Genomic DNA, 26822 nt, shown 5'->3' on the forward strand with positions numbered 1-26822 from the left:
ACGTTATGGTTTCAGGGCAAAACGCAGCTGATGCTCTCTGCGTTGCTGGATGTACTCCTTGCGCGAATCATCCCAGCGATAAAATCCCTGACCGCTGCGTAAACCGGTATCACCGTTGGCAACCTTGTCAGCGACCAGCGACATCATGTCGCTGCCGGTTGCCAGTTCCGGAAGCAGATGCCGACAAATGTCCTGCACCGTAGAAAGTCCGGTCATATCAGCAGCCTCCAGCGGACCGACCATTGCATAGCGACGTCCGAGCGAGGCGCGCATCACCTGATCAACCACTTCTGCGCTGGCGATGCCGCTTTTAACGATATGTAGCGCTTCGCGTAGCAGGGCAAACTGTAGTCGGTTGCCGACAAACCCTGGGGCAGCGCGGTCGAGCACCACGGCCTCAAGTTGCATCGCGATCAGTTGTTGCTGTAATTCATAGAGATATTCCGGCTTCGTTGCGGTACCAGGCACAATTTCGACCAGCGGAATAAAATGTGGCGGATGCCAGAAATGGGCGATCAGTAACCGCTCGGGATGGGCGAGTTTTTCTGCCAGTGCATCCGGCGGCAGGCCGCTGGTGTTACTGGCAATAACGGCTTCAGGTGCGATCAGCTCTTCCAGTTGCGCATACAGTGCGTGCTTGAGTTCAAGACGCTCGGGGATCGCTTCAATCAGTAACCGGCATGCGGCAATATCCTGTAGCGAGGTGGTGCCATGCAGACGGCTCACAACCTGTGTTTTATGGTCTGCAACAAACTGTTCGGTGGCTATCAGCTCATCCAGAATTCCGCTGGCAACTACGCTAATTTCTGCAATTCGGCTGCTATCGGTATCGTATAACCAGACATCGTGACCAAAACGGGCGAAGTGGGTAGCAATGCCGACGCCCATTAACCCCGCGCCCAGAACGCAGATAGGTTTACTTTGCATGAGATACCTCCTGTGAACGCTCTACTGCCAGCGCCACACCTTGACCGCCGCCCACGCACAACGTAGCCAGCCCTTTTGCGGCGTTGCTGCGAGCCATTTCGTGCAGCAGTGTTACCAGAATTCGGCAACCTGATGCGCCAATCGGGTGCCCCAGCGCAATCGCACCGCCGTTCACGTTCACCCGGTTGCTGTCCCAGTTCAGGGATTCGCCAACCGCCAGCGCTTGTGCGGCAAATGCTTCGTTGGCTTCGATAAGATCCACGTCATTCAGCGTCCAGCCAGCACGTTTCAGGCACTGGAGTGATGCTTCTACCGGCCCAATCCCCATAATGGCGGGATCGACGCCAGAAACCGCGTAGCCTGCCACCCGGGCAAGCACCTGCAAATTGAGTTCTGCGGCTTTGGCTGCGCTCATCAACATCACCGCGGCGGCACCATCATTGATGGATGAGGCATTTCCGGCGGTCACCGTACCGTTACCTGGACGAAATGCTGGTTTAAGTTGCGCCAGCTTGTCGGCCTGAGTATCCGGGCGAGGCTGTTCGTCACGATCCACCACACGTGGCGGTTTTTTGCCCTGCGGGACGCTAACCGGCGTGATTTCCGCGCTAAAACGACCCGCTTCAATGGCGGCGGCGGCTTTTTGCTGGGAGCACAGGGCAAAAGCATCCTGCTGCTCACGGCTGATAACAAACTTATCCGCCAGATTTTCGGCAGTAATTCCCATGTGATAGTCGTTGAACGCATCCCACAGGCCGTCATGCACCACGCTGTCTTTCATGCTGGCATGACCTAACCGCAGACCGGCCCGCGCGCCGTCGAGATAATAGGGCGCATTGCTCATGCTCTCCTGGCCTCCGGCAATCACGATTTGCGCATCGCCACAGCGAATCGCCTGTACCGCCTGATGCACCGCCTTCAGACCCGAACCACACACCAGATTAATGGTTAACGCGGGCGTGGTGACCGGCAGTCCTGCCCGTAACGCTGTTTGCCTGGCCGGATTCTGACCGCAGCCCGCAGTCAGAACCTGACCTAAAATCACTTCATCAATTTGCTCAGGCGCCACAGCCGTTTTTTCCAGCAGCGAACGGACTACCGCTGTACCTAACTCCACAGCGGAAAGTGGTGCCAGCGCACCATGAAAACTGCCAATCGGGGTGCGCGTTGCCGCGACAATGACAACATCCAGCATGGTCAGCTCCTCAGTTAAATTGCATTTCGGGGACAGTTTCGGGAACGATCAGCTTGCCTGCGGTTCTGGCGACAATCTCATCCACGCTAATGCCCGGTGCGCGTTCACGCAGAATGAACGCACCGTCGGCAATTTCCAGCAGAGCCAGGTCGGTAAGCACGCGTTTGATGCAGGCCACGCCGGTCAGCGGCAGGGTGCAGGCGGGAAGCAATTTGGACTCACCGCTTTTGGAAGCATGGGTCATTACCACGATGATGTTGTCGGCTCCGGCAACCAGATCCATCGCGCCGCCCATGCCTTTCACCATTTTTCCGGGGATCATCCATGAGGCGATATTGCCGTTAACATCGACTTCAAACGCACCGAGCACCGTCAGATCAACGTGGCCGCCGCGGATCATGGCGAAGGATTGCGCAGAGTCGAAAATCGCCGCGCCTTTGCGCGCTGTCACGGTCTGTTTCCCGGCGTTGATCATGTCGGCATCAATTTCGTCTTCTGTGGGAAACGGGCCCATCCCCAGCAAACCGTTCTCTGATTGCAGCATCACGTCCATGCCATCAGGGATGTAGTTCGCCACCAGCGTGGGAATGCCGATCCCAAGGTTGACGTAATACCCGTCGCGCAGCTCGCGGGCGACGCGCATCGCCATTTGTTCACGCGTTAACATGGTCAGGCTCCTTTCTGGCGCAGGGTGCGTTGTTCAATACGTTTTTCAAACTGCCCCTGAATAATGCGGTTAACGAAAATTCCAGGAGTGTGAATCGCAGCAGGATCCAGTTCTCCGGGAGGGACAATCTCTTCGACTTCCACGACGGTAATGCGCCCGGCGGCGGCCATCAGCGGATTAAAGTTCTGTGCGGTGTGGCGATAAATGACGTTGCCGTACCAGTCGGCTTTCCAGCCTTTAACCAATGCAAAATCGCCGGTTATCGCCTGCTCAAGAATGTAAGGGCGTCCGGCAAACTCGCGAACCTCTTTACCTTCCGCCACGGGAGTTCCATATCCGGTCGCGGTAAAAAATGCAGGGATCCCCGCGCCGCCCGCGCGCAACTGCTCTGCCAGCGTACCCTGCGGCGTCAGGATGGCTTCCAGTTCGCCGCTAAGCACCTGTTTCTCAAACAGGGCGTTTTCCCCTACATAGGACGCGACCACTTTGCGCACCTGACGCGTTTCCAGCAGCACGCCAAGACCAAAGCCATCCACACCACAGTTGTTAGACACAACGGTAAGTCCCTGAACCTCCCGACGGCGGACTTCGGTAATCAGGTTTTCAGGGATCCCACATAAACCAAAACCGCCCGCCAGCAGCGTCATGTTGTCGGTCAGTCCTTCCAGCGCCTCTTGATAAGTGGCAACACGTTTATCCAGTCCAGCCATACACTTGCCTCCCAAGTTGTCCTTGCCGACATCATTGGGGGTGAAAAATGATTTGTTAATTTTAAATTTGTGACTCACTCATTGGGTTTTTTTATCAATTTAATGTTAATTAAAGGTATTCAACAAGTTAAGGGAATGCGAAATGGGAATGAGCATCAAACAGTTACGCGCGTTTTTAGCGGTAGCTCACACTCTGAATTTTGCTCATGCCAGTGAACGACTGAATATGTCGCAACCCGCACTAAGTCTGGCGATTAAAGGACTGGAGGATTCGCTGGGCGGGGCGTTACTGTTGAGAACCACACGCAAAGTGACCCTGACGCAAGAGGGCGAAACGCTGCTGAACATGGGGCGACAACTGCTGGCGGACTGGGAAAATACGGAAGAGGCAATGCGCCAGCGCTTTACGCTACAGCGCGGGAAAATCTCTATTGCCGCTATGCCCTCATTCGCTGCTAACGTCCTGCCATCGGTACTAAAAACGTTTCGTGACTCCTACTCCGGTATCAACGTAACGGTTCACGATGTGATTAACGAACACGTAATTGAAATGGTCAGTGAAGGGCGGGTAGAGATGGGGATTGCCTTTGAGCCGGACTATTCAGGTCATCTGCATTTCACGCCGCTCGGTGTGGATCGTTTTATCGCCATTGTGCCGCCAACGTGCCGGCTGGCGGGCAGGGATCGTATTGCGTGGCGCGAACTGTTAACGCTGGATTTCATCACCCTGCAACGTCCTTCTGCCGTGCGCCTGATGCTGGAAGAACAACTGGTGCAAAGTGGACATACGCTGGAGGTGGCGCTGGAGAGCCATCAACTGGTGACCATTGGCCGGCTGGTAGCCAACGGACTGGGCGGCAGTGCCGTACCCGCCCTGTGCCGCACGCAAATGACAGAGTTAGGCGCAACCTGTATCGATCTGGATACGCCGGTGATCCAGCGTCGGATCGGGGTTTTGCGTTCGGCGCATCATAAATTATCTACCGCTTCCGAGGTGCTGGTGGATTCACTGAAAAAGGCGTATCGCACCTGACTTTTCTCAACGGCTCTGGTCATGTAACCGCCCGCCAGCAGCGAACCTCACATCCGGTGTCACTTTTCAGCAATGGCTGTTTCTGCTCACAACCGCGGGTTGCCAATGGACATCTGTCACGGAAAAAGCAGCCCTGGGGCAACGTTCGGTTTCCCGGTAGCTCAGTCTTACGTAACACCAAATCTTCCGCCAGCGGTGCGCCCGTTTTAGGGACCGAGTCCAGCAATAATCGTGTGTACGGATGGGCGGGGTGAGTGAGAACCTGTTGGGCATCGCCCAGCTCAACAATTTGCCCGAGATACATCACCGCCACACGGTCACTCATATGGCGGACCACCGACACGTTATGCGATATCAATACGTAGGTCAGGTTTCTACGCGCCTGTAGCGACACCAGCAGGTTGAGAATTTGCGCCTGCACGGAGATATCCAGTGCTGAAGTTGGCTCATCAAGGACGATAACATCCGGCTCTGACGATAGCGCCCGGGCAATAGCAATACGTTGGCGCTGTCCACCGGAAAACGCGTGCGGCAAGCGGTCGAGATATTCAGGACGAATCCCCACCTGCCGTGCCAAATCCTCGGCAAGCATGCGTCGTTCACGCTCCGGACTCCGTTTTTGGATCCACACCGGTTCGGTAATTATCCGCCACACCGGTAAGCGCGGATCCAGCGATGAAAGAGGGTCCTGAAAGACCATTTGCATACCGTTATGCTGTTTTTCACCACGGCGAGAATAGCTTCCCTGGCTGGGTTTCAACATGCCCATCAGCAGTTGCGCCAGCGTACTTTTTCCACAGCCGGATTCGCCAACAATCCCCAGCGTTTCACCCTGGTGAATCTGTAAATCCAGACCGTTGAGCGCATGCACCCGTTCCGTAACCTTGCCAAGCCAGTTTTTACGCGCAGGAAAGTTGACATGAACATCCTGCAGCGCCAGTAAATAATCAGACATGTGTTGTCTCCAGTTGCGGATACCAGCAGGCAGATTGTTGATCCGCGCCTCCCTGACTACTTAACGCAGGCATCTCTTCACAACGAGGACCAGCGGCAAAGCAGCGTTCGCGAAACGCGCATCCGGCAGGTAAGCAGGTTAGGTTCGGCACGGTGCCGGGAATGGCGGGCAGCAATGCGCGCGGTTCGCCGTGTTCCGGTGCACATTTCAGCAAGCCAATGGAATAGGGGTGCGTCGGGCGTTGAATAACGGTTTGCGTCGGGCCACTCTCAATCACGCTCCCGGCATACATGACATACAACCGGTCGCATAACTGTGAAACCACCGCCATATCATGGCTGATAAATAACACCGCTGTTCCGCTGGCGCGCGCTTTTAACTTCAGCAAACGCAGCACCTGCAGTTGCACCGTGACGTCCAGAGCAGTGGTCGGTTCATCGGCAATGATAAGCTCCGGCTCGCACGAAAAGGCCAGCGCAATCATCACGCGTTGGCGCATCCCACCTGAAAGCTCAAACGGAAATCGTTTCATGACCTCCGGCGCGTCCGGAATTTGCATCTCTTCGAGTAGAGCGACAGCTTTCTGGCGGGCATCCGTGCGGCTTAATGCCTGATGATGGCGGATCACCTCCACCATTTGCTGGCCGATGCGCCGGGTTGGATTCAGTGCCGTCATGGGCTCCTGAAAGATCATCGCGACGCGTGCGCCGCACCATTGCCGCATTTGTTTCTCACTGGCGTTGAGCACATCTTCACCCAGCAGCGAAACGCGTCCCTGGTGAATACGATAGCTTCCCTCTGGTAGCAGACGCATGGTGAGCATGGCGGTCACGGACTTACCGGAACCGGATTCACCCACCACACCAACGATTTCTCCGCGGTTAATATGCAGCGATACATGGTTCAGCGCATGCACGTCAGCTTTATAGCCGGGGAAACTCAGATGCAAATCTTCGATTTCCAGTACGGGTTGTGTCATGACTGTTTTCCTCCGGCTTTCGGATCCAGCAGATCGCGAATACCATCGCCAAAGAGATTAAAGCCCACGGCGGTAATCAGAATGGCGGCACCGGGAAAAGCGCAATACCACCACTGATCAAGCACGTAATTGCGGCCAATTGCGACCATCGCGCCCCATTCAGCGCTGGGCTGCTGCGCGCCCAGACCGATAAACCCGAGCGTGGCGGCCATCAGGATCGCACTGCCGATATCCAGCGATGCCTGCACAATGAGCGGCGGCAGAGAATTGCGTAAAATGTGCCAGCTAATCAGATGCCAGCGTGAAGCTCCGTAGGTCCGGGCAGCCTGTACATAAGTAAACTGGCGCACCACTAACGTCTGACCGCGGGCGAGGCGGACATAGAAAGGGATACGGACGATGGCAATCGCCAGCATGGCGTTAAACAGGCTGGGGCCCAGCGCGGCGGCTAACGCCATTGTCAGCACCAGCGAGGGAATGGACAGCATAATGTCCATCATCCGCATAATTATCGCGTCGGCGCGCCCGCCCATGACACCCGACAAGCAGCCCAACAGCGATCCTAATCCCCCGGCGATACCCACCACCACCAGACCCGCAACGACAGATTGCTGACTTCCTACCAGAACGCGGCTGAACAGATCGCGGCCGACTTCATCGGTACCAAACCAGTGAGCGGTTGACGGAGGCAGCAGGCGCGCACTCAAATTGATGGCATTCGGATCGTGTGGTGTTATCCACGGCGACAGCACCATCAACAGCAGTATCAGTATGATGATGACCCCGCCAACCAGCGTCAGCGGGCTACTTTTCATCATCCAGAACAGTTTGGCCCAGTCCGTGCGGCGGCGTGCTGTCTGAGGGGCGGTCGGTGTTTCTTGAGTGAGCATCATTCAGCACCTCCACGTCCAATTCGAGGGTCTACCCACAGATAGAGTAAATCCACCACCAGGTTGACCAGCACATAGGCAAACGAGACCACCACCGCAAATCCCATTACCGCCGGGAAGTCGAGTGCCTGAATTGAGGTCACCACCCAGGCGCCCATGCCAGGCCAGGCAAAGACCGTTTCGGTCAATACCGCACCGTAGAGCAGATCGCCTAGCGCCAGGCCGAGGACGGTGATTGATGGGATAAGTGCGTTAGGCAATGCATAGCACAGCACGATGTACCAGCCCGGGAGCCCGCTGGCGCGGGCGGTACGTATGTAATCTTCACTCAGTTGCTCCAGCATGGCGGAACGAATCTGACGGGCAACGATCCCAAGATGTACAAAAGCCAATGTCAGTGATGGCAAAATCAGGTGCTGAAGCGCATTGAAAAAGACTTCGCCGTTGCCTTCCAGCAGAGCATCAATCAGGTAGAAACCGGTGACGTGAGCAGGTGGATCCAGCCAGTCGTCTAAACGCCCACCGCCTGGTAAAATTTGCAGATGACCGTAAAACAGCACGATAACCCCCAGCCCCAGCCAGAATGCAGGCGTGGAGATACCGGTAATTGCCATTAGCCGAACAAGGTGATCAAGCCAGCGGTTACGCCAGACCGCAGATAAAATACCCAGCGGGATACCTATCACCAGCGCCAGCAACAAAGAACAGAAAGCCAATTCAAGGGTCGCGGGGAAGAAAATGCGCAGCTCATCCAGTACCGGACGCCCGGTGCGAATGGAGGTGCCTAAATCGCCGTGAAAAATATCGCTGACATAGCGAAAAAACTGGACATACAGCGGTTGATTCAGCCCCAGCTGTTGGCGAATATTTTCGACAATTTCATCGCTGGCACGGTCACCCGCCAGCAGCCGCGCGGGGTCGCCAGGTATCAGGTGTGAAATAATAAAGGTGATTACGCAAACACCGATAACCACCAGAATAAGTCCCCAGCATCGCTGGCGTAAAATACTCCAGAACGTCATTAGCTTCCCCTTGCGGAGCCAGAACGGCTCCGCATAAACGTGGCTTATTTACTCATGGTGGAGATATTGAAGACCTGTTCCAGCATGGGGTTGAATACAAATCCTTTGACGTCTTTGTTCATCGCCAGCTGATAGTTTTTCTGGAATAAATAGACGTAGGCTGCTTCATCAATCACGATGGTTTGCGCCTGCTGGTAGTCATTGGTTCTGGCCACCTGATCGGTCGTGGCCAGCGCGCTGCGCAGCAGTTTATCGACCTCACCGTTTTCATAGAACGAACGGTTACCCGGCAAGCCTTTCTTATCTGACTCAAACCAGTAGTTCATAAACATGTACGGGTCGGCAAAATCCGGACTCCAGTTGCCAATGGCAATGTCGTAATCGCCTTTGCCCACGCGGTCGCGCATGGTGGCGTTTGCCAGTTTTTCCAGTTTCACCTTAATACCCAGTTTGCCAAGGCTTGCCTGGGTGGCGAGCGCGATAGGTTCCCAGTTAGGGTCATTATCGGAGTACAGGAAGCTCAGGCTTTCAGGTTTGGTGGCAACTTTGTCCCACGCGGCTTTGGCTTTGGCTTCATCGAAACTGTACTGCATGGCTTTATCGTCAAAACCCCACATGCCTTCAGGGATCGGGCCACGCATTTGCTTTCCGTTGCCGCTCAGGATCCCGTTGACCATGCCCTTATAATCGGTGGCCCACGAGATGGCGCGGCGTAAATCCACCTGATTAAGCGGGGCCTTACTGTTGTTGAGATACAGATAGGTCACGCGCAATGAGGGATAATCCGCCACGTTCACTTTGCCTTCCTGTTTTAAAGCGGCAAGCTGGTCAACAGGCAGCGCATCGGCAATGTCGATATCGCCACGCGACAGTTGCAGGCGACGGGAGGCGCTTTCACCAATGATTTTGACTGAGACACGCTTAAATGTCGGTTTTGTACCGGGATAATGCGGGTTAGGCACCAGCACCAGCTGTTGTCCCTTTTGCCAGCTCTTCAGCATGAATGGCCCGGAACCTGCCGTGTTCTGCGCCAGGAATCCGCGGGCATCGTCTGCGGCATGCTCTTTTAAGATGACCGGGTTAATGATTGAGGCACCGTCATTTGCCAGCGTATACAGAAACGGGGCAAACGGCTGGCTGAGGGTAAACTTCACCGTGTTGTTATCAATGACGTCGACCTTCAGATCCTTCGGGAAAGCCTCCGCAGGTCCCTGACCAATTTTGAGCAAACGTTCAAAGGATTGCTTTACCGCATCTGCCGTTACCGGCGTTCCGTCGGCGAATTTGGCATCGTTTTTCAGGGTAAACGTCCACTCTTTCTGATCGTCAGAGGCCTTCCAGCCGCTGGCTAAATCACCTTCAACTTCCGTGGAGCCTTTACCTCCGTCGGTTTTGTATTGGACCAACCGCTGGTAAGAGGGATAGGTGACCGTCCAGTCGTTGTTATCGATGGTTACGGCGGGGTCGAGCGTCTGCGGATCGGCGGCTTTACCAATCACTAACATATCTTTGGGAACGGCAGCCTGAGCGGCGGGCAGGGCAAATGCTAACGCAGCGGCTATCAGAGCGGGGCGAAAAAACGCGTTTAACGCAGGTGTAGTCTTCATAACCAGGCTCCAGAATTAAAGGGGATGTTGTGTTGTTATATACGTGACAGTGTAACAATCTATTTGATCGTCAAGCAGCGGATAGCGAGCGGCATCAGGTAATTCAAAATGCCACCATTCACTGTTAATACCGACAAAACCACCGCCAAACATAATGGCATTGAGCAGCAGGCGGTTACGCTGCGCTGCCGGAGGTACAGACGGGTGCCAGGCATGGGAACGGTCGTGCATTTCATCAAAACCGGCCCCCATATCAAGGAGATGGCCGCGATCGTCCATCAACGTAACGTCAATGGCCGTTCCGCGACTGTGATTGGAACCAATTGCGACATCGACAACATACTGCGGGTCGGGACAGGCATTCCACAGTATCGCCTGCGCCTGCTGGGGGCGATACGCGTCGTACACCACAAGCTGCAGGCCGGCCAGTTGCGCAATGCTGATGCTTTTAGCCAGCGCGGTTACCGCCTCGGTGTGCAACAGACAACGCGCTTCCCGGTAGATAGGTGCGCCGGTAATGTTGTCGGCAGTGGCGTATTTAAGATCGATATGCAGCGACGGAAATATCACCGACAGATCGACCAGTTCTGGGAGTTCTGACATAGCACGTTTCCTGTTTATTGTTCGAATTGACCAAATTGTTGTTGTAACTGGCGATTGGTTTGCAGGCGTCCTGCGAGGGCGTCACCCAGTTGCGCCACCACCGCAGAAAGTAATAAGTTGAACAGACAGCTCACAGGCGCCAGTGAGTCCCAGAAATGTCCGGTGTCGGTTTTTACCTGTAGTAAATCAATGGAATAATCCCTGGCCCATGGGCACCACACATCGGTAATGAGCGCCAGCGGAATGCAGCGCTCTGTGGCAACACGGCAATATTGTCGCGAAATAGCGGAGTAGGCACGCATATCGGTAATAACCACGTAAGGCTGGCTGAATCCCGAGTTCAGCGACTCTACCCAACTGCCGGAAAGGCCTTCGGAGTAGCTGACTTTAGGTCGCAGGTATTCCAGGTGACTAAAAAAGGCGTTGGCGATCCCGCGGGTGGACTGGATCCCGAGGATGTACACGGCTTCCGCATGCGCCAGCTGCTGTGCAATGCGTAAAAACGTTTCGCCTTGTGCGAGCTGGTAGACGTGGGTAATAGCGTCGATCTCCAGCAACAGCGACTGATGCGCCCGATCCGGCAGGCTTTGTTGCTGGTGCCAGGAGTCCAGTCGTTCGTTCATTCCCCAGGGCTGATAGGGAACAACGGGAAGCTCACGCAGACTGGCTTTTGCATCCTCCAGGTTACGAAAGCCCAGTTTACGCAGATAACGTCCGACGGTAATGCCGCTGGTGCCGGTTGCTTTGGCGATGCCATCTGCGGTTTCAAATGGGATCTGCACAGCATGGGCTAACAGCCACCCGGCCACGCGCTTTTCGCTGGGCGTCAGCTGGCTAAAGGTTTGCTCTATGCGGGTAAATAACTCTGGTTTGGCTGTCATTACCTTCTCGCTGTTAGTTGCCTGTCAGATACCGTATTTCTGTTAGCGAATTAACAATGCAGGACGCGTGCCATGTGCGTAACAGCGGCACGCCGGCTGTTTTTGTTAAAAACCAACCGATATTCATTAACCAATGATCAACATTTGTGCAGCGTAGTTCAGTTTTGGTGCAACGGTAGAGGAAGAGGGGTATGAATCTGCTGATTTCGTCGGAACGATCACATTGTGGGCAACATTTATCCCTCAGACATAAGAATCAGTAATGGGAAATATAAATTTCAGCCATATCAATAACAGCAATCTTTATTCTTATGACGGTAGGGGTATTATTTTTCGCGAGCTACATTAACGGTGTTAAGCGCAAGTGTAGATATTATTTATATTATAAATGGAGTACTACAATAAATAAATTCTCCCTTTCTACAGCAGGTATTCTGGTCGCAGCGCTGTTAACCAGTGTCAGCGTCAATGCAGCAACAGATAACGCTAAAACTGAAGTGACTCCGAAAGGCATGAACTGCCAGGAGTTTATTGATTTAAACCCACAAACTATGGCTCCGGTGGCCTTCTGGGTGCTCAATGAAGACGAAGACTTCAAAGGTGGTGACTACGTCGACTATAACGAAACCGTTACGACTGCAGTTCCTCTGACCGTTGAACTTTGCAAGAAACATCCGCAGAGTGAATTAAGTAAAATAAAAGACGAAATCAAAAAAGAATTATCTAAATAAGATTTAACTGTTATTAAAACCCAGCCAAAGTGCTGGGTTTTGTTATTTGTGACACTGTCACTAATTTGTTTTGCAATACTTAAGAAAACTTTATAAAGATATAAACACCTGTGCCGATACTGGATAAAAGTTAGCCTTTTGCAGAAGGAGTTTGTATGGCCTGGTATCCTACTCGTATTTCAACGCGTTTAACCATCGGCGGCATTCTGCTGCTTGCAGTAACGAGCCTTGTTATCGTGGTGATTATGCTCTGGCGCGGTCAGCCGCGCGTCGTTGAAATCAACACCGCTCTGATCGAAGAAACAGGGCAAGGTTTAACCCGTCAGTTGAGTACCGTATTGTCCCGAATTGAAGGTGAGACCGTCAGCCTGTCGCGACTGGCTGAAGTGTTGCCTAACGATGAATCACTGTACCAAAGCGTTGTTCCGCATCTTATTGGTGAAGGTAAAGACTCGATTATTACCGGCGGCGGCATCTGGCCAGAACCAGACGCCTTCACCGCAGGTGTGGAGAAAAGAAGCTTTTTCTGGGCGCGTAATGCTGAAGGAAAGCTGGTGTATTCCAATGATTATAACGTCGAAGGATCGAGTGGATACCACAATGAAAGCTGGTATCAACTGGCCAAAGGCCATTCACAAAACAGCTGTTTATGGTCTGACGTTTACCAGGATGCCAGTTCAGGCGTCAACATGGTGACATGCAGCGTGCCTTATCAACAGGCGGGCAAGTTTGCCGGTGTCGCTACCACCGATATCCGTCTGGATAACGTCGCCACTTTTATGCAGCAGCAGGGAAACAGCACCGGTGGTTACGCGTTTGTGGTAGACAAGCAGGGACAAATTCTCTATTTCCCGCAGGCCGACCTGGCAAAATATAAAACCATTAACGATTTGGCGCAAAGCGCACAGTGGCTTATCCCGGTGCAAAACGGTCTGAAATCCTTGCGCCCGGCGGATGGAGTGAAGACGATTACGCTTGCGAACGACAACGTGTTGAATACGCCATCCCGGGTAATGCTGTTCCCGATGGCGGATACCGGCTGGGTCGTGGGGCTGGTGACACCTGAATCACGCATCGTCGGTCTCGCCAAAGTGATGATGCAGGATGTTCTGGAAGTATTGATCCCTATCATGACGCTGTTGCTGGTGGGATCATGGCTGGTGGTTCGTCGACTGATTTCACGTCTTGATGATACCCGGCAGGCACTTGATGACATCGCGCAGGGCGAAGGCGATCTTACCCGTCGTCTGGATGTTCGTGGCAAAGACGAGATTTCAGCTATCGCCGAGGCGTTTAACCTGTTCGTCGATAAAATCTCGGCCATCCTGATCACCGTCAGAAGCAGTAGCACAGTGGTAGCGAATAACGCCGTTAGCCTGGCTGACAGTAATATGGAGCTTTCATCTCGCGTCACGCAGCAGGCCGCTGCGCTGGAAGAGAGTTCGGCGGCGATGGAACAGTTAAATGCGACCGTTCATCAAAACGCCAGTAATACACAACTGGCGGATGAGCTATCCGATAGCACCGCGCAAACGGCCAACCGCTGCGGCGATGTGATGCAGGGCGTGATCTCAACAATGGATAACGTCAGCGCCTCATCCGGCAGAATGGTGGAAATTGTCGCAGTCATCGACAGCATTGCATTTCAGACCAATATTCTCGCCCTGAATGCCGCGGTTGAAGCCGCCAGAGCGGGGGATGCTGGCAGAGGGTTTGCCGTCGTGGCCTCCGAAGTGCGCACGCTGGCTCAGCGCAGTGCTACCGCCGCCCAGGAAATTAAAACGTTGATTGATGAATCCGTTTCTCATGTAGGTAGCGGAAGTCAGCAAATCCACACTGCCGGCGAACGTCTGGGAGAACTGGTCAGCAATGTGCGTCAGGTGCGCCAGTTGATGGGGGAAATACGCGTTGCGGGTGAAGAACAACGTAAGGGCGTTTCCGAAGTCACGCTGGCCGTTACCGAAATGGACAGCACCGTTCAGCAGAATGCCTCGTTAATTGATGATGCCGCAGCACGGACGCAGGCGCTGAAAGAGGAGGCGGAACAGCTGGCACTGCTGGTCTCATCCTTCAGGTTACCTGAGCCTTCCGTTGCCTGATAACCACACCATATCCGGGTACAGACCTTGTGCCCGGATAACTCCAGTATAATGGCTTTTAAGTAAATTTTTCCGGTTTAACTCCCTTTTATTGTGTTTTATAAGATTTTGAATTCCCCATAATTTAACTCTATAATATTGGGTGTAAAGTAGCTTTTATTCTTATAAGGGCCAATATTATGGATTTAACGCTCAATACAGCTGCTGATATCGTCAAACTACTTTGTGACAGATTGCGTAAAGAACGACTCGCGCGGCAAATGACGCAGGCTGATGTTGCCGCGCGTTCAGGTGTCGGTGTGAATACCGTTTCAAATCTGGAAACAGGTAAGAATGTAGGATTTGAGAATCTGGTCAAAGTCGCAATGGTGTTAGGCTATGGCGATGCGCTTGAGGAGTTATTCAAACCCAGGATTGATAGTCTGGATGATATTTTGCGTTACGAAAAGAGCGCAACGCGCCAGCGGATCAAAAGGAAAAATTCTGATGCCTGAACAAGTTGATGTCTTCTATGAAGGTTGGGGTGAAAAATGGCTGTGGGGAAAACTGGTGTCTTCCACAGCCCTGACCGGACGTCCGTTGATCGCCTTTGAATACAGTGAAGACGCCTTACGTAGGGGCCTGGAGCTGTCCCGTCTGATGTTACCGCTGAACGGTCCTCGTTTGCGCAGGGATTTCCCGGCTCATCAGTTAGGATTACCCGGACCGGTCTATGATTCGCTGCCTGACGGCTGGGGCATGCTGTTGATGGACCGATTATTTAAACGCCGCGGACTCAACGCAGCACGCATAGGTCCATTAGAGCGTTTAACCTGGGTCGGCAACAACGCGATGGGCGCCATGACATTCCAGCCCGTTCAGTCAGATGTCGAGATGCTTTCAAAAGAGGATGTTCCTCTCGAACAACTGGCCGCTGAGGTTCAGGAAGTCCTGAGCGGTGAAGGCGGGGAATTTTTGCACAAACTGCTCCAGATGGGCGGTTCGCCACAAGGAGCAAGGCCTAAGGCGCTACTTTATCGTGACACTGTCACGTCTAACTTCACCACGGTGCCGCTACCCGGGAGCGAAAGCTGGTTGATTAAATTTCCCGCCAGGCATGAGCATGCTGAGGTATGCGCCATCGAAGCGGTTTATGCTGAATGCTTGCGCCAATGTGGGATCACCACGCCCGATACGGCGTATTTCAATCTGCCCGGCGGACAGGCGGCATTTGCCACTCGCCGTTTCGACCGTGACCAGTCGACACGAATTCCTATGCAGAGCCTGGCGGCACTTACCGGGGCAAATTACCAGATACCCGGCGCTTTAGACTACCGGGATTTTCTGCGCGCCACGCAGATTTGTACCAATGATGTCAGAGAAAAGGCAAAAGCGTTCGAACGCGTGGTTTTCAACGTGGCTTTTAACAACCGCGACGATCATCCGAAGAATTTTGCCTATTTAATGTCAGCCGATGGAAACTGGACTCTGGCTCCGGCTTACGACGTCACCTGGTGCGAAGGGCCAGGTGGGTATCACCAAATGGACGTGCTGGGAGAGGCGCTGGATATCGAAAGAAAGCACCTTCAGTCGCTTGGCGTTCAGGAAGCTGAGTTATCTGCTGACCATGTGAACGGCATAATCGAAAAAGTCTGTCACTTTGCCACTGCATTGAGCGCTATCGCCAGGGACAAATACCCCGATCAGATAACGCTATCTACGCTGAAGACGATTCAGAAACAAATTAATGATAATGTCCGCCGGCTAATGTCCCGGTGACGCAGATACGGCCGCAACACTTCCCGGAAAATTAAAGCTGAGCGGGGCAAGGTTTCCCCGCTACATTTCCCCGCTAAACTGACCAGAGGACAACCATTAACGTCCCCAACGATTGCGAATATAGGTCACAGCTTCCTGCGTTTGCGGTTGATTAAGATAATCTTCGCGAAACAGGATCGTGCCGTTGATGTACGGTTCGGATTCGTTTAAATCGAGCTGCTTTTTCAGTTCCGGCACACCGCCTTTTACCGTCCAGTCCGGCTCTTTTCTCGATGGTTCACCGACTTTATACAGAGCTACACCAATGTAGAGGCGAGTGTTGGTTGATTTCACGACATCTGCCCACCATTTTGCCAGTACATCGTAACGCGCTGCGTCACGGGCAAAAGGCCAGTAGAGTTGCGGTGCAATGTAATCCAGCAAACCTAATTGCACCCAACGGCGGGTGTCTGCATACGACTCATCATACGCTGCGGCGCCGCGCGTGTCGGAGCCCGCTGGATCGTGCGAACGGTTGCGCCACACGCCCGCAGGACTAACGCCAAACTCGACTTCAGGCTTGAGTTTCTTGATGGTCCGCGATACCTGGGCAATCAACCTTTGCGTGTTATCGCGCCGCCAGTCAGCTTTGGAAGCGAACCCCTGACCGTATCTTCTGAAGGTCTGGCTGTCGTTGAGCGCAGAGCCGGGAGATTCGGTATAGAAGTAATCATCAAACTGCACACCGTCAACCGGGTAATTCTCAACCACTTCCGCCACGATGCTGGTGATCCAGTCGCGCACGTCGGGAATACCGGGGTCTAACACAAAACGCTCGCCCGCAGTGCGGATCCAGTCCCAATGCAGGACGTATACGCTGGACGGCGTCTGTGACAGCGTGCTGTTTAATTCAGTGACCGTCGAAGGTTTGGTGTTTACGGACACGCGATAGGGGTTAAGCCAGGCATGAACTTTCATTCCGCGCTTATGCGCTTCATCGAGCATAAACTGCAGCGGATCGTAACCCGGATCCTGGCCAATCGTGCCGGTCAGGGTATCTGACCACGGTAGAATTTTTGACTTCCACAATGCGGTCCCATCGGGCTTAACCTGGAAAAAAACGGTGTTAATACCAAGCCGTTTCAGGTTGTCCAGCTTATCCGTCAGCGCTTTTTGCTGCAGGCTGATGCGTAGGGCAGGCGAACTGATGTTCACGGATGAAATCGGCGGCCAGTCAAGACGTGAAACCGTCGCCAGCCAGATCCCGCGCACTGGCTCCTTGCTCTGCTGGGGTTTGCTCACCGGAGGTAGCGGAGTGGTCTTGTAACCGGGTGGCTGTGAAGAACAGCTGCCAAGTAACAACATACTGCCCACAAGTACAGCAAACCATTTCATGTTGGTCAGCGGTAGTCTGGCACGAGAACGGGCGAGAATCTTCGCCAGTTTTTTCTGATAATTTCCTGAAAAGAAACCGGATGCTGCCATCTGATTTTGCTCTTATTTCTTTTTATTGCGGCTGTTAGCCCAGGGATCGAAGGCCGGTTCGGGGGTGTTGTTTGAGGCCAGGTCATGCAGCGAATCAAGGTACAGCGCTTCAACTTCTGTCCGCGCCCACGGCGTACGGCGCAGAAACTTCAGACTGGATTTAACGCTCGGTTCATTTTTAAAGCAGTTGATATTAATGCGTTGCGCCAGTTCAGCCCAACCATAACGTTCAACCAGGGCATTGACCTGCATTTCAAGCGTTACGCCATGTAAAGGGTCTTTAGAAATATGAGCATTCATATGAAGTCCAGTTCAGTGGTTCCAGATTTTGTCAGTAGTGAGACGGGAAGAAGGTTACAAGAAAGCGCAGCTGCCAGCAACGGCAGAAAGCGGTATGGCGCGACAAGCCGTACGCCATACTGGCAATGGATGGATCAATACTCTTTAAAAGCCAGTTCCAGACGGGCAATCAACGGTTTAAACAGATAACTCATCAGGGTTCGTTCACCGGTCTTGATCGTCACGCTGGCGGGCATTCCCGCTTTTATTTTGTAATCGCCCAGCAAACGCGCGCCCTCTGCTGAAACCTGTACTTCCGCAAGGTAGTAAGGCTGCTGAGTGGCTTCATCAATTAAGCGGTCCGCAGAGATAGTCAGAACCCGGGCCGGAACCGACGGTAACAGCGCGTGGTTAAGGGCAGGGAATAGCACATCAACGGTTAAACCGGGGACCAGTTTATCAATGGCATGCACGGGTATTTTGGCATCGATTTGCATCGGTTGTCCGGCGGCAACGATATCCATAAGATGTTCGCCGGGTTGAATGACGCCGCCCACGGTACTGACTTTAACATCCAGCACGATACCGTTAATCGGCGAGCGGATCTCGGTGTTATCCAGCTCGTGACGGGTGGACGCCAGTTCATCCTCCAGCATTGCCACTTCTTTTTGGTTTTCCGTCAGTTCAGACTCAACTTCACGTAAATATTGATGACGCACCTGGTAGGCTTTAATTTTTAATTCGTTTTGCTGCGATTTCAGTTTGGCAATGTTAAGAATATCTTCTGAAACGCTGCCAGATATTTCTGCCGCCTCGCGCTCGAGCACCAGTAATTGCGCTTTGGGATAATAGTTTTTTTCGCTCAGCGCGCGAATAGCCCCTAACTCCCGGTTAATCAGAGAAAACTGGTGGTCGCGATAGCCTTTTATTTTATTGAGATTATCCGTTTGTCCTACCAGACCATCGAGCGTTTCCTGAATCATCGACAGTTCATCCTGAATCGTTTTGCGACGGGTATCGAAAAGTTTAGCCTGCAGATTTCTGACTTCTGCCAGCCGTTTATTGCCAGATAATTGCTGCGTCAGCGTCGTATTAAAGACGATCGCATCCAGGCCATCGCGTTCTGCCAACAGGCGATCTTCGATACTTTTTGCAGAAATATACTGGGCATTTAACGCACTGAAACGCATTTCAAGCTGCATTTTATCCAACCGGACGAGGACCTGATTTTTCTTCACGAAGTCGCCTTCTTTGATAAAGATATCCGTTACCCGACCGCCGCTCAGATGCTGAATGGTTTTGCGGTTACTCGATACGGTTACCGTACCATCGGCAACCACGCCCGCATCTAACGGCGCTTGCACTGCCCAGAGGATAAAACTACCGACACCAAGCACAATGACGATCACGCCCCGGATAATCGGCGACCAGATATTAGTATCAACGCCAGCAGAGGCCGCGTTCTCAGATTTCTTTTTCATCATCAGGCCTCACGTTGCTGTTCAGTCGTGGATGGAGAAGGCGTAGCCACTGGTTTCAGTACGTTGGCCTGACGCAAATGGGCAAAAACCTGATCGCGGGTACCAAACTCCTGTATAGCGCCATCGTTAAGCAGCAAAACCTTATTGACCACGCCGAGCAGCGTCGGGCGGTGTGAGATAATGACAGTGGTTTGTCCCTGGGTACGCAGGATATTGATGGCTTTAACGAGTGCGAATTCGCCCGCGTCGTCAAGATTGGCATTCGGTTCATCAAGCACGATGAATGCAGGATTGTTATACACGGCGCGTGCCAGCCCGATGCGCTGCCGCTGCCCGCCGGAGAGCTGGTATCCGCCTGCGCCCAACAGCGTGTCATAACCTTGCGGCAAGCGCAGGATCATCTCATGAACGCCTGCCAGTAATGCGGCGGCGACGATAAGCTCACTGTCATTCTGCGAGAAGCGGGCAATGTTTTGCGCGATGGTACCGTCAAACAGTTCCACATCCTGCGGCAGATAGCCAATAGACGGGCCCAGCAGCGCTTTATCCCACTGGCAAATATCTGCGCCGTCTAATCTGACTTTCCCTGATAACGGTTTCCAGACGCCAACCAGAACCTTTGCCAGCGAGGTTTTCCCTGAGGCTGAGGGGCCGATAATCCCCAGAACTTCACCTTGCTCCAGCTGGAATGAGATATTACGCAGTAGCGGGGAAGGCTGGCCGGGGGCTGCGGCGAAGACGCTTTCGACGCTGATGTTGCCGTTAGGACGCGGCAGGGTCAGTACCTCTTTCGGAGCCGGATACTCCTTCAGCAAGGTTGAGAGCTGATGCCACGCGCTACGAAACTGCACGAACTGCTTCCAACTGCCAATGACTTGTTCTACCGGGTTGAGGACGCGGCCAAGAATGATCGAGGCGGCGATCATCAGGCCCGGAGTAATATGGCCGCCGATCACCAGTAAAGCCCCGGCGCCCAGCGCAATAGATTGCAGCAACACCCGCACAAAGCGGCTGAGACTGCTTAACCCGGCCGTTTTGTCGGCAATCTGCGTTTGTAGCGCCAGCACTTTGTTATGTTGCTCCTGCCAGTTGGACTTCAGGGTCGAAAGCATCCCCATCGCTTCAATGGCATCGGCGTTTTGCAGCTGTTTATTCAGTTTGCTGGCATTGTTAATGGTTAAGGCGTGCGCTTGCTGAATCGGGCGCTTGGTAGAGATTTCAGATACCAACGTCAGAATAAATAATAATGTTATTCCGCCGAGAGAAAGATATCCCAGCAGGGGATGGACCAAAAAGGCGATGAACAGATATATTGGCGTCCAGGGAATATCCAGTAAGGCGAACAGGCTATTCCCGGAAAGAAACTGACGAACCTGATCTAATTCGGCTAAAGATTGCGCCGGATTGTTATCACCGGTAACCATCTTTCTTTTAAAGGCTGCGTTAAAAACCAACTGGCTTAGCTTTATATCAAGCCGGTTGCCAAGCCTGACCATAACCTGCGCGCGGGCAGATTCAATCATGGCAATAACGATGTACAAGCCGACAATCAATAAGGTCAACATTAACAGCGTGGTGGTATTTTTACTGACCAGCACACGGTCGTAAACCTGTAGCATATAAATTGCCGGCGCCAGCATAAGCATATTAATCACACAACTAAAAAACAACAGCATCAGAAAAGTGGGTTTCGTTCCCTTTAATGCATCATTCAGTTCTGTTGGCGTATGCTGGCGCGACATAGTCATCTCCTTATACGATCAATGAACTATTGCCATTGTTACTGGCAAGGGTAGTGGGCATTTCCAGATAAAAGTCACCAATATTCACGGTGTTCGAATTGACGCCCACCAATGTGATGGTATCTGTACCGATAGTCACAATTGTGTTGCCATTGTTTCCGGTGATAGACACGCTGCTGGCAAAATTACCCGCGTTGATACCTAACAAGACGAGATCAAGGAAGTCCTGCCCGCCGTTGGGGTTACTGTCAAAACCGGTAATTCGGTCCTGCCCAAAGTTGGCACCAAAGGCGAAGATATCGCTCCCGGCACCACCGTCCAGAATGTCGTTACCTTCCTGACCATTAAGAATATCGTCCCCGCTACCGCCGGAGAGGGTATCCGCTCCCGCACCGCCAATCATGACGTCGTTACCAACTCCGCCTTGCAGGTTATCAGCGCCATCTCCGCCATCGAGGAAGTCATTCCCGATACCACCAAACAACTGGTCGTTACCGCCCATACCGAACAGATAGTCGTTACCGGTCCCTCCCGTAATGGTGTTCGCAATGGCATTACCGGTACCGATAAAACTGCCGCTGCCGGTAAATACCAGTTCTTCCACGTTATCGGTGAGGTCGTAGCTGCTAAGGTTGGTTCGGACAACGTCCGTGCCGCCATTCACACCTTCGATAACTACATCACCGAAATCATCAACAATGTAGGTATCATCGCCCGTGCCGCCGGTCATACTGTCGGCACCAAGCCCGCCATCAAGCGTGTCATTACCGGCATCACCTTGCAGAATATCTTGCCCCGCCTGACCAGAGAGGTTGTCGTTTCCCGTACCGCCGATGAGCAGATCGTCACCTGCACCGCCGAGTAAGGTGTCATTACCGCCTTCACCGCGTAGGATATCGCTCCAGGCAGTGCCGACGAGGGTGTTAGCCCCGTTGGTACCCACAATCAGATCGCCCACGGGCTGGGTGGTGGTCGACGTCAGGACAACAGGGGGGTTGCCTTCATCGTCGACGACGGTAACGACCACCTGCAACGTTCTGCCAACCATAGCCTGACCCGGCGTATAGGTGGCGGAAGTCGCACCGTTAATGTTGACGAATCCGGTTGGCGAACTCATTCTCCATTGATAAGTGAAATTACCGCCGCTCAGACCATCGGCGTCAGCAATGCCTGAAACCACCGCGGTCAGCGTCAGGCTTTCAGTTGGGGTGAGGTCGTTAATTACCGGCACACCGGTCGTGGCCTGATTTCGCGGTAGGATCGCCTGAGTTTGTGCCGACACCAGGGTTTCAGCGTCACCCATGCGGTCGTTAAAGCTGGCTACCACACGCAGCGGAGCACCCTGAATAGCGCCAGGCACTCTGAACTCAACACCGGTTGCCTGGTCTCGCCATTGGCCGTTGACGAATGCCTGCCAGGTCATGGTGATGGCCACATCCGCCGCCAGGCCGTTACCATCCAGCAAGTTCGCCACGTTGACGCGCAGCAGGTCGCCCACCGAAGGGTTAGGATTGCTGATGGTCAGATCGCCCGTCGCTTGCTGCGCCGTCACCCACAGCTGCTTCCCATCGCCAAACTCCAGTTTTTCGATGTTCAACAGACGATCGATGCCATCATTCAGGTTCAGCGCGGCATCCGGCGTGGCGTGATCGACGCGCAGGCTACCGTCCGCCATACGGGTAAAGACATAGTTGCTGCTGACATCACGGTACACCGCGACGTCAGTTTCCGTGCCGTTACCTTCATGCAGGATTTCTCGCACAATCGACAGCTGATTCGGTTTCAGCGTGCCGGCCAGCATGTACGATTTCAGTTCGGCCATACCTTCGGCGCTGGTGAGTCCCGCCATACCTGTAACGGCAATACGCACGTTGAGCCATGCATCACCATCAATGATATCGTTACCGGCTTTACCCATAATGCGGTCGCTACCGCCACCGCCGAGTAAAATATCGCTACCATCATCAGGGTTCAGTAGCACCGCGTCCGGATTTGTAGAACGCTCTACGCCGAGAATAGCCTGTAAACCGGTGATCCTGTCCGCACCTTCCTGGGTCAGGTTGTTAGAGAGGGGAACGCCCTGAACAGGCGCAGTACCTATCGGCTGTTCTGTCCCGGTCAGGATATCGTCGTATTTCCAGCCCGACAGCCCTTCAACAAGATCAAAACGGTCGCGTAGAATAAACTCCTGCTGGTTGACGAAAATAGGGATCCCAAGGTCAGAGTTAGCGCCATTTGGGTCGCCTTTATGGATAGCCCAGTCGAAACCGGCCATGCCATTATTGCGCTGGATCCCCGCGCCCTGAACCATGATGTCATCACCGGCTTCGCCATCGTAGTCGGTGTCGTTACCCTGACCGTTGAGGACATCGTGACCGATAATGGTACTGTTGAAGAACAACTCAGAGTTGTCGCCCGCCAGTGTGTCAAACCCATCGCCGCCTTCCAGCCAGTCATCGCCTTCGTTGCCCATCAGGAAATCACCACCCGAGCCGCCAAGCGCAAAGTCGTTATCCTGACCCGAGAAGACTTCCTGCGCATCTTCGCCGACCACCACGAAGTCGCTACCGCTGCCACCAAAGACCAGATCGTTTCCGTTACCGGAGAAGATAACGTCATGTCCGGCATCACCGTGCAGGAAGTCCGCATCACCAACAGGCGTACCGGTATCGGTAATAATGTCATCACCGTCACCACCATGGACCACGTCTGCTTCGTCGCCGCCGTCCAGTCGGTCATCTCCGCCATCACCCCACAGACTGTCGATCCCTTTACCGCCGATTAACGTATCATTGCCTGCCGTCCCTCCAAGCACCACATGCCCATCGCCGGTATATTTCAGATACCCGCCATCGGCAAAACTATCGCCGTCAACATCCACTCCTGGGTCGCGACGCACCAACAACGGCGAGAGCAGATCCTTCAGCGGATTACCCCATTTCGGGTCGATTTCCGTTTGCAGCACGCGGTTCACTTCAAAAATATGGTCCGGTGTCTGGAACAGATTAGCGGGCAGGTGGGAGGATCCCTCATCACCAAGATCGCTGTTACGCATTACCAGCGCGGAAAACGAGTTGGCCTCCAGTTCATTGAGTAAGTTCAGTCCCTGAACGCGGCTCAGATAGTAGAAACGATCGCCGTCCTGAAGCATTTCCATTTGTGTTTCAAAGACGAAGTTGAAGGTTGAGCCGAGCATGCCGCCAAATTCATTTTTGCGCTCTGCCAGCCCGCCAATCCAGAAATCGACCATATTCAGGCCGGTCTCTTTGGTTGCCCACGCTCCGGTACTGTTAAAGAAATCCATCGCATCCGCAGGCGGGGCATTGTTAGCATCACCAAACAACAGGAAGTTTACCGCTGCACGCTTACCTTCAAGGCTGGTGGCATTGAGGATCAGCTCATGCTGACCATAGGCGGCCATAAAGTTAATGATTGAAGCGGGATTTTTCAGGTAGGTAGTAAAGTCAGCCCAACTGGTATAAGGCTTCAGTTGACTATCACCGCTTAATGCAAAAAACTGCTCGCGGGCCTGGTTCAGCGTCGGCATTGCGGTGTCACGGCCACGGGCTATATTAAGCGCGCCTAAATCGAGGGGCAGGCCGATGAGATTATTACGCAGCGCATCGGTAATAAATTCATCAATTTCGTTACCCACCTGACGCGTCATACCACGCACAATTGCGCCAATAGCCTGATCGTCCGTGACGGTGGCCCCGTTGATTTGATTAAATGCTACCGGATTCAGGAATGCTGAAATCAGGTCAATATCACCGCTTTGCATATCAATGTCGGTGCGCGCCACGGTTTCTGTCAGCATTGAATGCCCGAAACGGTAAACCACATGCGCAAACTCGGCAAAGATCATCGGGTTTATATCCGCCGTGTTGGAGAAAACAAACGGATCGACGGCGGGTTGTACGGTACGGGCAAACTCCTCGAATACGAGGTGCTGATATTGCATTTCCGTGGAGAAGCGGCCTGCCTGGAATAAGTACTCACCGTTCCATACCAGCGTACTGGTATCGGCAGGTAATTCCGTGATTTGATGATTGGGCATCAACCACTGATTAATGAGGTCGATATCACCGGTTTCCAGCAGTGTTGTTTTATATTGCTCAACCAGACGGTTATGCTCGCTGTGAAAAACGGCGTGCACCGCGGTTAAACCTATATTTTCGTTCCCACGCCCGTCACCGGTAATAAAGTGACGATCGAGCAGTTCGTTATCATAGGTTCCTGCCGGTTGCGCTCCTTCGCCCCCAATCGCAGTGTCATCATCTGCCAGCAGACCCGCTTTTGGCGCGGCAGTATGCGCAATATCATCAAGAAACGCATGGCCGGTGCGGAATGTTCCCTCAGGCAACAGACCGCCGTTGGCTTCAACCAGTCCCCCGGTGGTAACAATCTGTACCTTTCCATTTTCACTTAAAATCAAATTACCGTAGCGATCCGTTGCCAGCAGGGGAACATTAAACACATCCTGATCGGTGAGTTTAATGTCTAGCAGAGTTTCAGCCTGGTTTTTAACGTCGGCCCAGGTCGCCAGTCCACCGTTCGCACCGCCTAATAAATTCCCGGTAGGCTCTGGTTTCCCATCAATAATGACGTATTCGCGGATGAAAATCTGATGTGAAGGATGGGAGGTGTAGGTTTGGTTTTGGTCGATGAAGGGGGTCGTCAGGTTTACTGTCTCTCGGTTTTCATCCACCGTTGCCCGGGTTAATAGCATAAAGTTTGTCGACGACCCTTCCACATATAAAGGGTCATCCGGCTGTAGCGGAATGAAAACGATACCGTTGCCGCCTTTGGGAATCAAATCCAGACCGTGGTCAAAAAACTGGCCAAAGAAGGTCATCCAGCCGTTAAAAGCAGGGGAGAGACCGATATCGGGAGACTGGTTAGGAATGGATAACGTTTCTCCGTCTCCTGTAATAGTCCCCCCGCCGGGAGCATCTTTTAACGCGTTAAATACCTCCAGTGCGGCTGGGTTAGATGCCGTTTGATCGGAAATTAAGTTACTAATAATACGTGGGTCGGCATCAATAACGGTGCCACCAATTTGGATATAACTGGTCATTTGGTCCGCATCTTGCCAGTTTAACGCGGTTAATCTCGGCATTGTCTGGTCGGCAGAGCCATATAACTCCTGGCCTGGTAGAAGATTATTCCATGAACCATCTACCGTGCGAAGTCCATAAGGCAATAGCGGACTGGAAACTAATTCTCTAAGCAATTCAGCATTAACGCTATCATCCGGGTTAGTTGCCGCTTCGGATATTTTGATCTGCTTAAGAATAAAAGCAAGATCGTGCAGAGTGACAGTAAAGTCATATTGTGAGGCCATAAGTCATTACCCCTATCTTTACCTGTATTAGCTATCATCACTCTTTTCTTCCACTTACAAAAACTGACAGAAGAATGAGTCGTATAAGATACCTGATTGTTATTACATGATTAAAACTCCATATTTAAAAAAATGAAGTATCTACGACTTGATTAGCATTATTCTCCTGAAATTTAGTTAGCACAGTAAGATATGCACCTCACTTATATATTAGGTTTGAGCGGTTGATGACCATCGTGCCCGTTGAAATTAAAGGTATATTCGAGACACGCAGTTTTGAGAAGACAAGGTCTCCTCAAGGCTGTAAAGGTTTTACTTTTTAAAACGCATATTACAGTTATGTGATGATCATAACTATGGTTTTTCCGTTGGCGACTTCACTCATACTTTATTATGAAAAGATTAAATTTTCATTTCTTTACATTAGAATTTATGTCAAATCTCTTCTTAAGAAG

The 26822-nt window shown here is 52.8% G+C and carries 21 protein-coding genes; 5 read left to right on the forward strand and 16 right to left on the reverse strand.

The window, feature by feature from the left end:
- Positions 1-3 precede the first annotated feature (3 nt).
- From IB222_RS11725 to IB222_RS11740, 4 genes are read right to left on the reverse strand one after another with little or no spacing between them, the layout of a single operon-like run.
- On the reverse strand, positions 4-927 hold the full coding sequence (locus IB222_RS11725; protein WP_149384252.1) for a 3-hydroxyacyl-CoA dehydrogenase family protein: 924 nt from the start codon (positions 925-927) through the stop codon (positions 4-6).
- Positions 917-2122, reverse strand: coding sequence for an acetyl-CoA C-acetyltransferase (locus tag IB222_RS11730; RefSeq protein ID WP_149384253.1), 1206 nt, complete (start codon positions 2120-2122; stop codon positions 917-919). The genes IB222_RS11725 and IB222_RS11730 overlap by 11 nt, the downstream gene beginning before the upstream one ends.
- 10 nt (positions 2123-2132) lie before the next feature.
- On the reverse strand, positions 2133-2789 hold the full coding sequence (locus IB222_RS11735) for a CoA transferase subunit B (protein WP_003020022.1): 657 nt from the start codon (positions 2787-2789) through the stop codon (positions 2133-2135).
- A gap of 2 nt (positions 2790-2791) precedes the next feature.
- Positions 2792-3499, reverse strand: a complete 708-nt coding sequence (locus IB222_RS11740) for a CoA transferase subunit A (protein WP_003020020.1) — start codon at positions 3497-3499, stop codon at positions 2792-2794.
- A gap of 142 nt (positions 3500-3641) precedes the next feature.
- Here IB222_RS11740 and IB222_RS11745 point away from each other — a divergent pair, with 142 nt between their 5' ends.
- Entirely contained in the window at positions 3642-4532 is an 891-nt protein-coding gene (locus IB222_RS11745; RefSeq protein ID WP_126318086.1) for a LysR family transcriptional regulator, read from the forward strand.
- A gap of 19 nt (positions 4533-4551) precedes the next feature.
- On the opposite strand, the gene IB222_RS11750 is transcribed toward IB222_RS11745, so the two are convergent.
- The 7 genes from IB222_RS11750 to IB222_RS11780 are packed head-to-tail and all read right to left on the reverse strand — an operon-like array spanning position 4552 to position 11469.
- On the reverse strand, positions 4552-5487 hold the full coding sequence (locus tag IB222_RS11750) for an ABC transporter ATP-binding protein (protein ID WP_149384254.1): 936 nt from the start codon (positions 5485-5487) through the stop codon (positions 4552-4554).
- Positions 5480-6466, reverse strand: coding sequence for an ABC transporter ATP-binding protein (locus IB222_RS11755; RefSeq protein WP_149384255.1), 987 nt, complete (start codon positions 6464-6466; stop codon positions 5480-5482). The genes IB222_RS11750 and IB222_RS11755 overlap by 8 nt, the downstream gene beginning before the upstream one ends.
- Positions 6463-7359, reverse strand: coding sequence for a D,D-dipeptide ABC transporter permease (gene ddpC, locus IB222_RS11760; protein ID WP_149384256.1), 897 nt, complete (start codon positions 7357-7359; stop codon positions 6463-6465). The genes IB222_RS11755 and ddpC overlap by 4 nt, the downstream gene beginning before the upstream one ends.
- A complete protein-coding gene (locus IB222_RS11765; RefSeq protein ID WP_003020008.1) occupies positions 7356-8378 on the reverse strand; it encodes an ABC transporter permease in 1023 nt (340 codons plus the stop codon). Before IB222_RS11765 ends, ddpC begins: the two co-directional genes overlap by 4 nt.
- A 44-nt stretch (positions 8379-8422) precedes the next feature.
- Entirely contained in the window at positions 8423-9985 is a 1563-nt protein-coding gene (locus tag IB222_RS11770) for an ABC transporter substrate-binding protein (protein WP_149384257.1), read from the reverse strand.
- Between the two features lie 15 nt (positions 9986-10000).
- Positions 10001-10588, reverse strand: a complete 588-nt coding sequence (gene ddpX / locus IB222_RS11775) for a D-alanyl-D-alanine dipeptidase (RefSeq protein ID WP_149384258.1) — start codon at positions 10586-10588, stop codon at positions 10001-10003.
- Between the two features lie 14 nt (positions 10589-10602).
- Entirely contained in the window at positions 10603-11469 is an 867-nt protein-coding gene (locus IB222_RS11780) for a MurR/RpiR family transcriptional regulator (RefSeq protein ID WP_003020002.1), read from the reverse strand.
- A gap of 401 nt (positions 11470-11870) precedes the next feature.
- Between IB222_RS11780 and hdeB the strand changes: the two genes are divergently transcribed.
- The 4 genes from hdeB to IB222_RS11800 all read left to right on the forward strand — a co-directional run bounded on the left by hdeB (position 11871) and on the right by IB222_RS11800 (position 16057).
- Complete coding sequence (gene hdeB, locus IB222_RS11785; protein ID WP_003019999.1) at positions 11871-12200, forward strand: acid-activated periplasmic chaperone HdeB; 330 nt, start codon at positions 11871-11873, stop codon at positions 12198-12200.
- Positions 12201-12355: 155 nt separating this feature from the next.
- Positions 12356-14299 carry a methyl-accepting chemotaxis protein gene (locus IB222_RS11790; protein ID WP_148361974.1) on the forward strand — a complete coding sequence of 648 codons (1944 nt, stop codon included), beginning with the start codon at positions 12356-12358 and terminating at the stop codon, positions 14297-14299.
- Positions 14300-14478: 179 nt separating this feature from the next.
- Positions 14479-14793: a helix-turn-helix transcriptional regulator gene (locus tag IB222_RS11795; protein WP_126318102.1), complete on the forward strand. Its 315-nt coding sequence runs from the start codon at positions 14479-14481 to the stop codon at positions 14791-14793.
- Complete coding sequence (locus tag IB222_RS11800; RefSeq protein ID WP_149384259.1) at positions 14786-16057, forward strand: type II toxin-antitoxin system HipA family toxin; 1272 nt, start codon at positions 14786-14788, stop codon at positions 16055-16057. The genes IB222_RS11795 and IB222_RS11800 overlap by 8 nt, the downstream gene beginning before the upstream one ends.
- A gap of 96 nt (positions 16058-16153) precedes the next feature.
- Here IB222_RS11800 and IB222_RS11805 read toward each other — a convergent pair whose 3' ends face one another.
- The 5 genes from IB222_RS11805 to IB222_RS11825 all read right to left on the reverse strand — a co-directional run bounded on the left by IB222_RS11805 (position 16154) and on the right by IB222_RS11825 (position 26367).
- Positions 16154-17521, reverse strand: coding sequence for a glycoside hydrolase family 10 protein (locus IB222_RS11805; RefSeq protein WP_149384260.1), 1368 nt, complete (start codon positions 17519-17521; stop codon positions 16154-16156).
- Between the two features lie 12 nt (positions 17522-17533).
- Positions 17534-17821, reverse strand: coding sequence for a VF530 family protein (locus IB222_RS11810; RefSeq protein ID WP_149384261.1), 288 nt, complete (start codon positions 17819-17821; stop codon positions 17534-17536).
- A 134-nt stretch (positions 17822-17955) separates the two neighbouring features.
- On the reverse strand, positions 17956-19284 hold the full coding sequence (locus tag IB222_RS11815; RefSeq protein ID WP_188055309.1) for an HlyD family type I secretion periplasmic adaptor subunit: 1329 nt from the start codon (positions 19282-19284) through the stop codon (positions 17956-17958).
- A complete protein-coding gene (locus IB222_RS11820; RefSeq protein WP_149384262.1) occupies positions 19284-21023 on the reverse strand; it encodes a type I secretion system permease/ATPase in 1740 nt (579 codons plus the stop codon). The genes IB222_RS11815 and IB222_RS11820 overlap by 1 nt, the downstream gene beginning before the upstream one ends.
- Positions 21024-21033: 10 nt before the next feature.
- Positions 21034-26367, reverse strand: coding sequence for a peroxidase family protein (locus IB222_RS11825; RefSeq protein ID WP_149384263.1), 5334 nt, complete (start codon positions 26365-26367; stop codon positions 21034-21036).
- Positions 26368-26822: the final 455 nt, after the last annotated feature.

It is taken from the genome of Citrobacter sp. C13, from assembly GCF_014596815.2.
GTDB classification, from domain to species: domain Bacteria; phylum Pseudomonadota; class Gammaproteobacteria; order Enterobacterales; family Enterobacteriaceae; genus Citrobacter; species Citrobacter portucalensis.